Origin of the sequence: Flavobacterium okayamense (assembly GCF_019702945.1) — a bacterium.
GTDB classification, from domain to species: domain Bacteria; phylum Bacteroidota; class Bacteroidia; order Flavobacteriales; family Flavobacteriaceae; genus Flavobacterium; species Flavobacterium okayamense.
The window spans coordinates 2,767,326-2,781,077 of record NZ_AP024749.1 but is presented as its reverse complement, the minus strand read 5'-3'; the positions used below and the strand labels follow the sequence as shown (position 1 = coordinate 2,781,077).

At 30.1% G+C, this 13,752-nt stretch carries 12 protein-coding genes; 5 read left to right on the top strand and 7 right to left on the bottom strand.

The features are described 5' to 3' along the window. Positions 1-144 precede the first annotated feature (144 nt). A complete protein-coding gene (locus KK2020170_RS13140) occupies positions 145-546 on the top strand; it encodes an acyl-CoA thioesterase (protein WP_221258771.1) in 402 nt (133 codons plus the stop codon). Here KK2020170_RS13140 and KK2020170_RS13135 read toward each other — a convergent pair. The 4 genes from KK2020170_RS13135 to ribD are packed head-to-tail and all read right to left on the bottom strand — an operon-like array spanning position 541 to position 3,666. Then, positions 541-1,167 carry an IMPACT family protein gene (locus tag KK2020170_RS13135; protein WP_221258770.1) on the bottom strand — a complete coding sequence of 209 codons (627 nt, stop codon included), beginning with the start codon at positions 1,165-1,167 and terminating at the stop codon, positions 541-543. The genes KK2020170_RS13140 and KK2020170_RS13135 overlap by 6 nt on opposite strands. Position 1,168: 1 nt before the next feature. Next, positions 1,169-2,026, bottom strand: a complete 858-nt coding sequence (locus tag KK2020170_RS13130) for a DMT family transporter (RefSeq protein WP_221258769.1) — start codon at positions 2,024-2,026, stop codon at positions 1,169-1,171. Beyond that, positions 2,019-2,654, bottom strand: coding sequence for an HAD family hydrolase (locus KK2020170_RS13125; protein WP_315861810.1), 636 nt, complete (start codon positions 2,652-2,654; stop codon positions 2,019-2,021). Before KK2020170_RS13125 ends, KK2020170_RS13130 begins: the two co-directional genes overlap by 8 nt. Further along, positions 2,623-3,666, bottom strand: a complete 1,044-nt coding sequence (gene ribD, locus KK2020170_RS13120; protein WP_221258768.1) for a bifunctional diaminohydroxyphosphoribosylaminopyrimidine deaminase/5-amino-6-(5-phosphoribosylamino)uracil reductase RibD — start codon at positions 3,664-3,666, stop codon at positions 2,623-2,625. The genes KK2020170_RS13125 and ribD overlap by 32 nt, the downstream gene beginning before the upstream one ends. 79 nt (positions 3,667-3,745) lie before the next feature. Here ribD and KK2020170_RS13115 point away from each other — a divergent pair, with 79 nt between their 5' ends. The 3 genes from KK2020170_RS13115 to prmC are packed head-to-tail and all read left to right on the top strand — an operon-like array spanning position 3,746 to position 6,037. Next, entirely contained in the window at positions 3,746-4,222 is a 477-nt protein-coding gene (locus KK2020170_RS13115; RefSeq protein WP_221258767.1) for a GNAT family N-acetyltransferase, read from the top strand. Between the two features lie 16 nt (positions 4,223-4,238). Next, on the top strand, positions 4,239-5,156 hold the full coding sequence (locus tag KK2020170_RS13110; RefSeq protein ID WP_221258766.1) for a hypothetical protein: 918 nt from the start codon (positions 4,239-4,241) through the stop codon (positions 5,154-5,156). Beyond that, complete coding sequence (gene prmC / locus KK2020170_RS13105) at positions 5,153-6,037, top strand: peptide chain release factor N(5)-glutamine methyltransferase (protein WP_221258765.1); 885 nt, start codon at positions 5,153-5,155, stop codon at positions 6,035-6,037. Before KK2020170_RS13110 ends, prmC begins: the two co-directional genes overlap by 4 nt. Here prmC and KK2020170_RS13100 read toward each other — a convergent pair. Beyond that, positions 6,034-6,693: a hypothetical protein gene (locus tag KK2020170_RS13100; protein WP_221258764.1), complete on the bottom strand. Its 660-nt coding sequence runs from the start codon at positions 6,691-6,693 to the stop codon at positions 6,034-6,036. The two genes, prmC and KK2020170_RS13100, sit on opposite strands and share 4 nt — an antisense overlap. Positions 6,694-6,712: 19 nt before the next feature. Then, a complete protein-coding gene (locus KK2020170_RS13095; RefSeq protein WP_221258763.1) occupies positions 6,713-7,954 on the bottom strand; it encodes an ABC transporter permease in 1,242 nt (413 codons plus the stop codon). Positions 7,955-8,168: 214 nt separating this feature from the next. On the opposite strand from KK2020170_RS13095, the gene hisS reads away from it, so the two are divergent. After that, complete coding sequence (gene hisS, locus KK2020170_RS13090) at positions 8,169-9,539, top strand: histidine--tRNA ligase (RefSeq protein ID WP_221258762.1); 1,371 nt, start codon at positions 8,169-8,171, stop codon at positions 9,537-9,539. Between the two features lie 56 nt (positions 9,540-9,595). Here hisS and KK2020170_RS13085 read toward each other — a convergent pair whose 3' ends face one another. Continuing rightward, positions 9,596-13,651 carry a PKD-like domain-containing protein gene (locus tag KK2020170_RS13085; protein WP_221258761.1) on the bottom strand — a complete coding sequence of 1,352 codons (4,056 nt, stop codon included), beginning with the start codon at positions 13,649-13,651 and terminating at the stop codon, positions 9,596-9,598. Positions 13,652-13,752: the final 101 nt, after the last annotated feature.

The following is a 13,752-nucleotide window of genomic DNA, read 5'->3' as shown; positions in this document are numbered from 1 at the left end:
ACAATTTTTTGTAAAAAAAAATAGAATTGGTATTGATTTTTTAAAAAAATTATTGTAAGCCTATTTAAGTTTTTCTTAAACATTTTTTAAGATTACTTTAATACTAAGGATTTATCTTACAAAGTATAGAAATATAATAATTATATGAAAATTTTTGATTTAAAAGTTAGGGTTCGTTACGCTGAAACTGATCAAATGGGGGTAGTTTATCACGGCAACTACGCACAGTATTTTGAAATGGGACGTGTTGAATGGTTACGTAATCTGGGAGTCTCTTATAAATGGATGGAAGATAATGGAGTAATGCTTCCTGTTGTAACTTTAAATATGAACTATAAACGGCCAGCAAAGTATGATGATTTATTAACTATTAAAACTATTTTCAAAAGTCAAACTTCTGTAAAAATTGAATTCGATTATGAAATTTATAACGAAGCAGGGGAGTTATTAACAACTGGTTATTCAATGTTGGTTTTTGTAGATATAAAAACAGGAAGGCCAGTTCTACCTCCGAAATATGTTTCGGAGAAATTAGAAAATTTATAAATGTTCTTTTTCTTTAATAGAAACTTCAAACAATGAATCAAAAATGTTGAAAATTTCTTCGGCATTTTTTTTTCGAATAGCAATTTCAATTTCGCAATCGAGTTCCATTTTTTGATTAACTAAATTGATATTTTTTTCTTTGATAACTCGCATTACTTTATTCATGTTTTTGTAATCAAAGTTTACAAGAAAGTGTTTGTCTATTGTTCTTTTAATAATCTCAACATTTTCCAAAGCCATTTGCGCTGCAGTTTTATATGCGTTAATTAACCCGCTTACGCCTAGTTTCACTCCGCCAAAATAACGCACCACAACTACTAAAACATTAGTAACATCGAAAGATAATAGTTGACCATAAATTGGCATTCCAGCACTGTTATTAGGTTCTCCATCGTCATTTGCTCTGTATTGTTTTGTCTCTGTCCCTAATTGAAATGCGTAACACCAATGTCTTGCTTGGTGATGCTGTTTTCTTAAATCGGATAGAATTTCTTTTACATCTTCTTCTGAGGAAATTGGATAGGCGTAACCAAAGAACTTGCTGTTTTTGTCTTTGAATAAAACTTCTTCAGAGGGTTGTAATATGGTTTTGTATGTATCGTTATTTTCTTCGATATTCATTTTAATGTGTAACTAAAAACAAAGCAAGAATGGAAAGTAAAATTCCTATATAGTTTTTCTTGCTCATTTTTTCTTTAAAAAATAAAATCCCAACAAATGTGGTAAGCAAAATTACACCAATGTTTAGAATTGTGAAAATAGTTGGGCTGTCCATATTTTCACTTTGAAGAGCTTTTGTTAAAAAGTATAAAGAAAAATAATTTGGAACTCCTAAAACAATTCCACCTAAAATGTCTTTTATTCTAAATGGAATTTTGGTTTTAAATTGTAGGTAAATGAAATAAATTAATCCAAATAAAAAAGCCATTAAAAATGTAAAAGAAGAAAAAAATGCTGTTTCTTCTTTTAAAAGAAAACTATGTTGAGTTATATTGATTAAAGTATCTATAATTCCAGCTCCAAAAAATAATAGAATTGGTAATTGAAAGTGAGATAAATTTATTTTTTCATTTGGTTTAATAGAAACACAATAAACAGCTGAAAGAGCAACAAAAATTCCTGTTTGATGTTTAAAAGTTGCTTGTTCGTTGAAAATAAGAATTCCATAGGTAATAGGAATGATCATTGACATTTTACTGGCTACTGATGCAACCGTTAAGCCATTTATTTGAGTAGTTTTACCTATTACATAGAAAACAGTAATAAATAAGAAGCCTAAAATTAAGGTAAAGGGGAACCACGACTTTGTATGTACCTCACTTAATTGGAAAGAATTTTTACTTATTAGAGTACCTAAAAGGAAAGCAACAACATAATTAATTAAAATAGCTTGAAAAGTATTGATTGAAAATTTCCCAAAACCTTTAAATACAATATACAATAAACTAGAAAATAAAATAGCAAGTAAAATATTAATCATGTACTGCGTTTAAGATTAGGGGGAGTTGTGTTACATCTTCTTTTTTTGGGTCTAAATGCCAAGTTTTTAAACCTAATTTTTGAGCGCCAAGTATATTATTAATGTTGTCATCTACAAATAAAGTTTTTTTAGGTGTTAGATTATGGTTGTTAATTATAAATTGAAAGGCTTTTTCATCTGGTTTTCTAAAACCAAATTCGAAAGAAAAATAAACTTTTTCAAAACAACTGTAAAAATCTCTGGCAAAAGACATACCGAATTTATGTTCAAATTTTTCAATATGCGTTCGATCGGTATTGCTAAGTAAATAAAGCTTAAATCTTGAGGAAAGCATTTGTAGGAATTCTAATCTTTCTAATGGAAAATCTTGTAGTAAGCTATTCCAGGCCGTTCGAATTTCAACAACATCATGATTTGGAATGTGTTTTTGAAAGCCAGAGAAAAATTCTAGTTCATCAATCTTACCAGTTTCATATTGTATGTTAAGCTCTGCTAAATCGTCGTTCCACTCTTTTAAACCAAGTTTTTTCAACTCGTTCATGCAAACTTCGTTATCAATATTGATAAAAACATCTCCAAAATCAAAAATAATTGCTTCAATCATAATTTCTGAAAATTTTAAGTTCATCTTCCATTATGTGAAAACTTTCAAAGTTTTCTACTTTAAATTCTGGGGCTTTTGTTCCTGTAGTTACATTTGTGTTTCCAATAAAAACTCTAGCTTCATCCCAAAGATTTTCGTTTATAAATGAACTTAAAGTTTTGCTGCCTCCTTCAATTATAACCGATTGAATATTTTCTTTAAAAAGTTCTGAAACTAAATTTTTTAAGAAATGAGTATCAAATATAGCTTTTTTTTGTGAATATTTAGATTTTTTTGTTAAAAAAATAGAATCTGAAAAAATAAGAGTTTTTTCCTTTCCATTTTTAATGTTAAAGTCCTCAGGAATTTTATTATTTCTATCAATTGCTATTCGAATAGGGTTGTTTCCAAAATAATTTCGAGCATCAAGGATTGGATTGTCATCTAAAACAGTTTGAGTTCCAACTAAAATAGCTTGTTCTTCAGTTCGCCATTTATGAACCAATTGCCTTGAATATTGATTGGTAATCCAAACAGGTCTATTTGTGTCTTTTTGTAATGGAGCAATAAATCCATCTTTACTTTCAGCCCATTTTAAAATGATATACGGACGTTTTTTTTGATGAAACGTAAAAAAACGTTTGTTTAACTCTTGACATTCTTTTTCAAGAACCCCAACAATTACATTTTTTTCTGAATCTTTTAATTTTTGAATTCCGTTTCCCGCAACTTTTGCAAATGGGTCAATCGTACCAACAACAATATTCGGAATTTCATTGGTAATAATTAAATCGCAACAAGGCGGTGTTTTTCCAAAATGGCTACAAGGTTCAAGTGTTACATAGATTGTAGCTTCTTTTAAAAGCGATTTATCTTTTACAGAATTTACCGCATTCACTTCTGCATGTGGTTCACCGGCTTTTTTATGCCAACCTTCGCCAATGATTTTTCCATCGTGAACAATAACACTTCCCACTAATGGATTAGGATAGGTCCTTCCCAAACCATTTTTGGCTAATTGTAAAGCGCGATACATGAAAAATTCGTGAGTTGTCATAGTACAAAAGTAGTGTTTTTAACAATCTTTTGCGATAACCTTGTGTGAATTTCATTACTTTTACGCATATCTTTTTACGATGATTTTACGAAAAATACAACCTCAAGATAATGAGGGAATTGCAAAAGTAATTCGCGATATTTTTGACGAATTAAATGCACCAAAAGAAGGAACAGCTTATGCCGATCCTATTCTTGACCAATTGTTTGAAGTGTATCAAAAACCGAAATCGATTTATTTTGTTATAGAAAATGAGGGTAAAGTTATTGGAGGAGGAGGATTAGCGCCTTTAGAGAATGCAACGGATGAATTTTGTGAACTTCAAAAAATGTATTTTTCACCACAAGCTCGAGGTTTAGGTTTAGGAAAAGAAATTATTGAGAGAAGTTTAGCTTTTGCTAAAGAACAAGGTTTTACAAAATGTTATTTAGAGACTCTACCTTATATGCAAAATGCAAGAAAGCTTTATGAGAAAATGGGGTTTCAATATTTAGACGGCCCAATCGGTTGCACGGGTCATACAAGTTGCGATGTTTGGATGATAAAAGAATTATAGTATCAAATTTATATTTATGAAATTTAAAGTTTTATTTTTTCTGTTCATTACATTAATTGGTTTTTCTCAAACTAAGAAAGTTAATGAAGAATACGATTATATCAATAATTACTATCAATATGTTTATCAAGCACAATATGAATATCTTTTAGAAAATTATCAAAACGCATATGATTTATTGAAGACTGCAGAAAGTAATTGTCCATTATTAAAACAAAAGGAAATTAATGAACCCGCTGTATTAGCTGAATGTGCTTTACGATTAAACAAACCTGAAGAAGCAGTTCATTACATTGAAATTTTGGTTAGAGATTATGGTGTAAATTTTGAACGTATTAAAAAATCTCCTCTATACAAGGACAAGAATATTCAAAATAAAAGATATTGGAGAAAATTAGAACGTAAAGCTACAAAATACCATAGATCTTATCTAAAACAAGTAGATTTAGATTTGAGAAATGAAATTTTTAAAATGAGAGAGGAAGATCAAGAGCCAAGAATAAATCGTGATTCTGAAAGGGTAAAAATAGTGGATAGTATCAATGATTTGAAGTTAAGAAAGATTGTTTCAGATTGCGATTGTTTTCCAGATGAAATGTTTTCTCAATTTGGAAACTCTACAATTGATGATCAATTTTTAAATTTTACTTTTTTTGCTTTTCATATCAATAGAGATAGATCTCAATATTGGAAACCAATTTTTCTTGATTTAATACGAAGAGGAAGAGCACCCGCTGAGATTTATGGAAGCTTAGTAGATAGTAATTTAAGAATTAATGGAGTGTATGATTATGCTATTTATAATAATATAGGTCCAGAACAAATTAATGATTTTGAAAATTTAGATAAAAGAAGAATTGCTGTAGGTTTACCTCCATTACAATTAAAGAAAGATGTTCAAGAACTCATTAAAAAGAAATATAATATAAAATGAGATTAAAAGAACTTAAGATACATTTCCAAAACCATTTACAATCTATTTATGATAAAGAAGAAATCGATAGTTTTTTCTTTATGATAACGGAAAAATTATACAATTTTAGAAGAATAGATTTTACATTAAATCCCGATTTTGAAATTACAAACACTTCTGAATGGGAAACTATAATTTCCGAATTAAAACAAGAAAAACCTATTCAGTATATCTTAGGAGAAGCATGGTTTTACGGCTTGCCTTTTAAAGTAAACGAGAATACATTAATTCCAAGATCAGAAACCGAAGAATTAGTTGAATGGATAATTGAAAGTCAAAAGTCAAAAGTCAAAAGTCAAAAGATAAATATATTAGATATTGGAACTGGTTCGGGTTGTATTCCCATTAGTTTAAAATCTAATTTACCAAAAGCGGAAGTTTTTGCAATTGATGTTTCTGAAAAAGCATTAGAAGTTGCTAATCAAAATGCAAAAGATAATAATGTAGAAGTTAACTTTATTCAAACCGATATTTTAAACATCGACGATTTATTGTCACTTCGAGCGGAGTCGAGAAGTCTTCCTAAAATAGATATTATAGTTTCCAATCCACCTTATGTTCGTTATTTAGAAAAAGAAGAAATCAAGAAAAATGTTTTGGATTACGAGCCACATTTAGCTCTTTTTGTAGAAGATAACGACGCTTTGTTGTTTTATAGAAAAATTGCACAATTGGCAAAAATAAGTCTACAACCAAATGGCTTATTATTTTTTGAAATTAATCAATACTTAGGAAAAGAAACTGTTGAATTATTAGAAAACTTAGGTTTCAAAAATATAGAGCTAAGAAAAGATCTTAAGGGAAACTATAGGATGGTTAAATGTAGTTTTAATCAATATTAAAATGTTATATCAAGTTTTCGAGATATCCAATTATTATTTTTTGATTTTTTCCAAATTTTCCAGTTTTTATGAGACGTATTAAAAGGTAAACTATATTTCAGTTTTTTAATATAATTTATTTCATAATCATTTACTTCTTCAAAAGGTAATGCAAACCAAACTGAAATAGTAGATTTCTTAGATGCAATAAAATAAATTCTTGAATTTTTTATTCTTGAATCTAATTCAGGAATTAATTTTTGATTTGGAAGTATTTGATGAGTTATTGGGTCTTTAAAATGAAAATTCCATAAGAAATTAATAGAAATTGGACCAAGAATATCTTCAGGTAAATTATTATTTAGTTTAATTGTGTCAAATACTTTTTCAATATTTTTTTCTGATATTTTCCAACTCCAATTTATAAAAAGACCATCAAATTTTAGTTTTGGAATTCCGAATGTTAAACAAAGTTTAGGTAAAAATTTTAAAGTTGAGTATTCCTTATTTTGAGATTGATATAAAATTAATTCTATAGATTTTGGTTTGCCATTGTCTGCAAAATGATTAAGAAATTCTAAAATTTTACTATATGATTCTTTTGGGCTCATTTTATTGATACTATGAGCACCACCAGATTTAATTGGTAGCCCTTCGTAAGAAATAAATTGATTCATTTAAATAAAATAAATTGAACTACTCATATCTTAACGCTTCTACAGGATCTAATTTTGCAGCTTTTAACGCAGGAACTAATCCCGAAATAATGGTAACAACAATTGTTGTAATTACTGTTGCAATAATAGCTAACCAAGGCGTGGTAAATGAAAACTCTAAAACAGAAGCTAAAATAAATCCGGTTAAAATTCCTAAAAACATTCCTAAGAATCCACCCATTTGACTAATTACAAAAGTTTCGGTTAAAAATTGCCAACCGATAGTCGATTTTTTAGCACCCAGTGATTTACGAATTCCTATTTCTCGCGTTCTTTCGGTTACAGAAACCAACATGATATTTGTTAATGCAATCGTAGAGCCAAAAACGGTAAGCATACCAATTACCCAAGCAATAATTCGTAAGAAACCAGTTTGATCGAGTAAACGTTGTCTTAAATCGTCGCTTCGAGATATACCAAAATTATTTTTCTCAATTGGGTTTAAGTGTCTTACTTTTCGCATGGTAATTATAGCATCGTCAACAGCTTCGTCAAGTAAACTTTCATTGTTTACCATTACGTTTAAATCGTAATTAATATTTGGTGACGAAAATAATGAGCGAGCAACTTGAATTGGGATTAAAACACGTAAATCTTGGCTGTTTCCAAATGTGGAACCCTTTTCCTTTAAAACACCAATTACTTTAAACTTTGCACCACGAATAGAAATAATTTTATCTAAAGGGTTTATGTCTTTAAATAACCCTTTTTCAAAATCAGAACCTACTACACAAACGTAATTATTATTTTCGATATCAAAAGGAGTAAAGTTTCTACCTTTTGCAACTTCAATTCCTTTATTTGGACAAAAGTTTTCATCGGTTCCAACAATTGTAATTTCTGGATCCGTTTTTTCGTCTCTATGTTTAACTTCAACACCAGACGCAGCAGTAAATGAAAGTGAGGTAGTAGTTAGAGGAAAGCTATATTTATTTTGAAATTCTTTTGCTTGAGGATAACTAATAATTGGATTGGGTTTAAATTCTTCATCATTTTGATTAATTTGAGACGAATAATCGTATTGACTCATTGAAAAAGTGTTTGCTCCCATTGAAGCAAAATTTTTCAACATTGTATTTTCTAGCGCCGTAACTAGCGACAAAACTCCAACTAAAGCCCAAATACCAATAGCAATAATTAAAACCGTTAAGAAAGTTCGTAAAGCTTGACTCTTAATTGAATCGAGCGCAATTTTTGTGTTTTCTTTAAATAATCCTACCATAGATAATCATTAGACTTAACTTCCTCAAATTTGTTACAATTAGAAAGTAAAAAGTGAAAAGTAAAAAGTAAAAAGTGTGAATATTTAATTTTTATGAATCAGTTTTAAGTTCGATATTTGCAATAAAAATAACGCCTTGTCATTCCGAGTAAAACGAGGAATCTCATTATGAGATGTTTCGACTTCGCTCAACATGACAAAAATGAAATTTAAAATGTCAAAAAAACCAGGAATACCAAAAGGAACTCGCGATTTTTCGCCAATAGAAGTTTCAAAACGCAATTATATATTTTCTATTATTAAATCGAATTTTGAAAAATTTGGATTTCAGCCTATTGAAACACCAACGTTTGAAAATTCTGAAACTTTAATGGGTAAATATGGTGAAGAAGGCGACCGATTGATTTTTAAAATTTTGAATTCTGGGGATTATTTGTCTAAGGCAAACGATGAGTTTTTAGCAAATAAAGATAGTTTAAAATTAACTACTCAAATTTCTGAAAAAGCATTACGTTACGACTTAACTGTTCCTTTTGCGCGTTATGTGGTAATGCATCAAAATGAAATTGAGTTTCCGTTTAAGCGTTATCAAATACAACCAGTTTGGCGTGCTGATAGACCTCAAAAAGGACGTTTTAGAGAATTTTATCAATGCGATGCCGATGTTGTAGGTTCAAATTCATTGTGGCAAGAAGTAGAATTGGTGCAATTATACGATTCGGTTTTTACCGAATTAGGATTGAAAGGAACTACAATTAAAATCAATAACAGGAAAATCCTATCTGGAATAGCTGAGGTTATTGGAGCTTCAGATAAATTAATCGATTTTACAGTTGCTTTAGACAAATTAGATAAAATAGGTGAAGATGGCGTAAAGAATGAAATGTTAGAAAAAGGTATTTCAGGAGAAGCCATTTCAAAAGTACAGCCGTTATTTAATTTTACTGGAACTATTTCAGAGAAAATTGAAAAATTAGCCCTTTTGCTTTCATCATCTCAAGAAGGGATGAAAGGAGTAGAAGAGTTGCAATTTATTTGCGAAAATGTAACTGAAATAGGTTTGCAATCGGCAAATTTAGAATTAGATGTTACGCTAGCTCGTGGCTTGAACTATTATACAGGTGCAATTTTTGAAGTTGCCGCTCCAGAAGGTGTGGCTATGGGTTCAATAGGTGGTGGTGGTCGTTATGACGATTTAACTGGTATTTTCGGATTGAAAAACATGAGTGGCGTTGGAATTTCATTTGGTTTAGATAGAATTGCTTTAGTAATTGAGGAGTTAAACTTATTTCCTGAAACGGTTACTGCAACTTCAAAAGCAATGTTTCTAAACTTTGGAGATAGCGAAGCAAAATATGCGATGAAAGCTGTTACTAAATTGCGTCAAAATGGAGTGAAAGTAGAAATGTATCCTGATAAAGCAAAAATTGGAAAACAATTTCAACATGCTGATAAAAGAGGAATTCAGTTTGCTGTATTAGTTGGTGAAGAAGAAATTAAAAATGAAAAATTCACTATTAAAAATCTAACAACTGGAGAACAGGAAAGTTTGTCTTATGAAGATTTGCTTAAAAAATTAAATTAATATAAAAGTAAAACCCCAAGCTATGCTTGGGGTTTTTTATGAACTCACAAAAACTATTAATCAATAATAATTTTGCTACTCAAATCACCATTATTGGTTACTAATTTTATTATATGAGTCCCATCACTTAAGTTCGATAAATTATATTCCAAATTACTTTGGTTCGCTTCCTTAACTTCCCATTTATTTAGTAATTGACCTAAAATATCAAACAAGTATACTTCAGAAATTAAAGTATTTGTTGTGTTGTTATTTATGTGTAAAGTATTATTTGAATTGTTTACATAAACTAATAAATCTTCTAAACTTTCAATAACTTCATCTTCACTTAAGATTGTATTAGTAAAAGTTATAGAAAAACGATTAGCATATTCTCCTTGACCTAAATTTAGTGTTACTGCACCATTTCTTAAATCATAGTAAACAGCTGTAATATTATCGTGTAAATAAATTTCAGTGTTTGTGTCAATATTTTCTAATTCATCAATAGTAATTGTAAAACTATTTGCATTAGTTAATTTAACAGTTACTGGAATGAATTGTCCAACATTAAAATTTTCAATAGCTTGAATAATTAATGGAACACTATTTAAATTCCAATAAAAATCATCTTCTTGTACATCAATCATTGGTGCATCAAATCCAATATCAAACATTGAAGTAGTATTACTATCTGCTCCTAAAAGGATTTGTCTTCTAAATCCATTGTCAGTTTCAATTCCAAATCGAATTTTCATTCGTTGATCACTAACTGTATTCATTGACGATACAGCATTTGAATTCTTAAAGAAGATTGAATTTGAACCAGATTCTTTTTCAAATGATCTTTGACTATTTTTTAGTTGAATTGTACCTCCTGTAATAGGAGAAGTCATGTTTGGGTTATTTGTTGTTAAAGCAGAATCGCCATGTGCTTTTACAAAGAAACCTTGAGCTACAGGAATATACCTTTTAGGTACTTTACTGCCAGTTGCATTATTGTTGTTAATTAAAGGGTCATTTGAAACGGCCACAACACCTCCCATTAATGTGTATGTAGCATACCCACCAATGTATTGCGATAAAAAATGCGTTTGCGCACCAAAATGATCCCAAAAATATAATGCTCCATTTATGATATTTGTACTTGCATTTCCTCCGTTATCTTTAATATTATCTAAAATAAATTGATTAGCATCCAAAGCAGAAGGATAAGGATTTCCAATTAAATAATCTTGTCCAGCTCCAATAGTTAAATTAATAGTTCCATTATTTGGTTTTCCGACAAAAGTGTAGTTTTGTAAATCACTAATTGAGGCAGTACCCGTAACACCTTTCATGATATAACCTTCACCTATATTTATTGTGCCAGTATTTTGAATATGTTGCCAATTAAAATAATCTGGAGTTGTAGCACTATATTTATACATCCAACGTGTACTTAATTTTATTGGATCTGAATAAGCTCCATCAGCATAATAAATACCATTTCCATAAGAAATTGAACCAGGAGTAAATGGATTTGTTAAAGAGTGGCTTCCACTTTTTAAAATTTCATTGATTGTATAATTAGTTCCATTCATACTAACAGGTGAAGACCAATAGTTATAATGATAACTACTACTTTTACCTTCTTGATCAATTAATAACACACCATCTCCACTAATTGGGTTAGCAACTAATCCATTTTGTATTAGTTGAGCTTCTCCCATAAGTCTTAAGGTTCCATTTGTTAATGTTAGCATATTTCGTACTGTAAGCTCAAATCCATCTGGTAAGCTTATTCCTTTGGCATTAGCACCACTATTTAACGTTAAATCATGAAAGGTCTCATTCAATTTAATACCTTGATTAATTGTTTGAATTTGATTTAATGCACTTCCAATAAAGTTTACATTACCTTGTCCTGGATTGAAAGTTCCGTTATTTATCCAATTTCTGTTTATTTCAAGATTAGAGTTTGTTACCATTGTTAAAGAAGCACCTGAATTGATATTTAAATCGCGTGCACTTGCCATATTTCCATATAAATATGCATAAGGAGAAGTTGAAGGATCAATTAAAGGCATGTTTAAACTTCCTGCAGGAATTATTGCGTCTATATTTATAGTAGGTAAACCGCCATCCCAATTTAGACAATCAAACCAATCATTACTTACTAAACCAGTCCATAAACCAGGTGTTCCATCTAAAACAGTAACAGCTGCTTGTCCGATATAATCACTAGGTATAGCTGTACAATTATTATCATCTACAGCTGATATTGAATATGTTTTATCGGTTGTTATATTAGGAACATTGAATGAATATGGTGTTGACATAATATTATTTACAGTTGTACTAGTTGTACCATCATTATACGTAACTGACCAAGGTGGAGTTCCAGTTAAATCAATATCAAAAGTGGCTGTCCCGCCAATACATACAAATTGATCTTGAGAAATTGCAGCTGTTGGCCTTTGGTTAACCGTAACGGTTACATAGGCTGTTCCATCTGTTCCAAAACTATTACATCCATTTAAAAATGAAGTTATTGCATATGTAGTGGTAACATTAGGAGAAACTGTTAACGATTGAGAATTACTTATTACATTTCCTGAAACTGCATCAACCCATTGTGTTTGAATATTTATAGGAACATCTGGAATTGCTATATTGTCGATTGCCCAAGAGCTTCCAACAGTTCCTTGATAATAAAATCTAATTCTTAAGTTAGGTTGACCAATATATGAACTCAAATCTATTGTTTCTACTGATGAAGTGTGGAAATTTAATGTTGGAGTCCTGTTTTGTGGTCCAGCAAAATGCAATAATGTGTTATATGGACCTCCATTTACTGATATTTGAACATAGCCATTAGCTCCAGATTGTAATTTAAAAGCATGATTAAATGTAAGTTGCGCAGTTGTAAGTCCGAAAGTATTGAATACTGGGGTTTCTAAATATGAATCATATTTTCCGTTGGCTATAACAAATTTTCCTTGAGAGGTATACTTTGTTCCAGAATAAGTTCCTCCATTAGTTGCTGAAAGTTGCCATGGTCCGGGTAATGTATTACTCATTCCTGCGTTTAAACAATTTCCACATCCATCAACTAACCAACCAGGAGGATTTGCATTTTGAAAAGTTCCACCACTTGCTAAATACTGACTTGTAGCGTAACCACTCTCAGAATTTAAGATAGAAGAATCTCCATTACAAATAATTGCAGGACTCGCAGTAACAGGAGAAGGTTTAATATTTGGAATTACATTAATCATTGACGCTGTAGAATACATAATTGCACAACTTGAACCGTTTTGTACTACTGCACGAAACAAAGTTGATGTTAAAATTCCGTTATAATTATGTGTGTTTAAAGTATTCGAAATTGATGTCCAATTTAAACCAGCATCAGTAGAATATTCCCATCTTAATACGTTACCTCTTTGGTTATTTAAATAAAGTGTTCCGTTACCTACATGACAATGTGTAAAAATATTTGAAGAAGGAGTAACACCTGGAGAGGTAGTTGTTACATTTCCCCCTAAAGTTGATGCATTAACAGTAACTATTGCAGTTATTGAATTACCAATACAACCATTTGCTGAAGGTGTAATGGTGAATGTAACTACTTGAGGGTTATTTGTATTATTTACAAGTATACCTGCAATGTCGCCATTACCAGAAATTGGAATTCCAGTAACATTAATTGTGTTGTTTCTAACCCAATTAAATGTTGTTCCTGCAACACTACTTGATAATGCTATTGTTGTAATAGAACTATTAGTACATATAGTTTGAGTACTATTAGTTGCAGTTACATCAGGTATCGGATTTACTGTAACTGTACAAGTGTCGTTGTATGTTATTCCGCAGTTTATTACAAATACAGAATATATACTACTAGTTGTAGGCGATACATTAAAATTAATTAAACCTCCAGTTCCAACAACTGGTAAACCAACATTTAAACCTCCATTTCTTAGTTGGTAAAAGACTCCTAACTCACTAGATTGCAAAGAAATTGTTGTGCTTTGACCTAAACAAATAGAAGTGTCATTAGACATAGTTCTTTGAGTAGTGCAATCTTGAGAAAATGCTAATACATTAAATAATAAGCACGTAATAATAAAAAAGTACTTTTCTTTCATAGTTTTTCTTTTTAATTTGACTTAAGTGAATGATAACTATAGAAAGTAAGTAGGTTGTGTGAATAATTCTTACATTAAAAAATGTAACTCTGGGGTGAGTT

Excerpts from the sequence above, each read along its gene's own strand:
- KK2020170_RS13085 (WP_221258761.1), bottom strand. The coding sequence starts at position 13,651 with ATGAAAGAAAAGTACTTTTTTATTATTACGTGCTTATTATTTAATGTA.
- ribD (WP_221258768.1), bottom strand. The coding sequence starts at position 3,666 with ATGACAACTCACGAATTTTTCATGTATCGCGCTTTACAATTAGCCAAA.
- KK2020170_RS13100 (WP_221258764.1), bottom strand. The coding sequence starts at position 6,693 with ATGAATCAATTTATTTCTTACGAAGGGCTACCAATTAAATCTGGTGGT.
- KK2020170_RS13130 (WP_221258769.1), bottom strand. The coding sequence starts at position 2,026 with ATGATTAATATTTTACTTGCTATTTTATTTTCTAGTTTATTGTATATT.
- KK2020170_RS13110 (WP_221258766.1), top strand. The coding sequence starts at position 4,239 with ATGAAATTTAAAGTTTTATTTTTTCTGTTCATTACATTAATTGGTTTT.
- KK2020170_RS13095 (WP_221258763.1), bottom strand. The coding sequence starts at position 7,954 with ATGGTAGGATTATTTAAAGAAAACACAAAAATTGCGCTCGATTCAATT.
- prmC (WP_221258765.1), top strand. The coding sequence starts at position 5,153 with ATGAGATTAAAAGAACTTAAGATACATTTCCAAAACCATTTACAATCT.
- hisS (WP_221258762.1), top strand. The coding sequence starts at position 8,169 with ATGTCAAAAAAACCAGGAATACCAAAAGGAACTCGCGATTTTTCGCCA.
- KK2020170_RS13140 (WP_221258771.1), top strand. The coding sequence starts at position 145 with ATGAAAATTTTTGATTTAAAAGTTAGGGTTCGTTACGCTGAAACTGAT.
- KK2020170_RS13135 (WP_221258770.1), bottom strand. The coding sequence starts at position 1,167 with ATGAATATCGAAGAAAATAACGATACATACAAAACCATATTACAACCC.
- KK2020170_RS13115 (WP_221258767.1), top strand. The coding sequence starts at position 3,746 with ATGATTTTACGAAAAATACAACCTCAAGATAATGAGGGAATTGCAAAA.
- KK2020170_RS13125 (WP_315861810.1), bottom strand. The coding sequence starts at position 2,654 with ATGAACTTAAAATTTTCAGAAATTATGATTGAAGCAATTATTTTTGAT.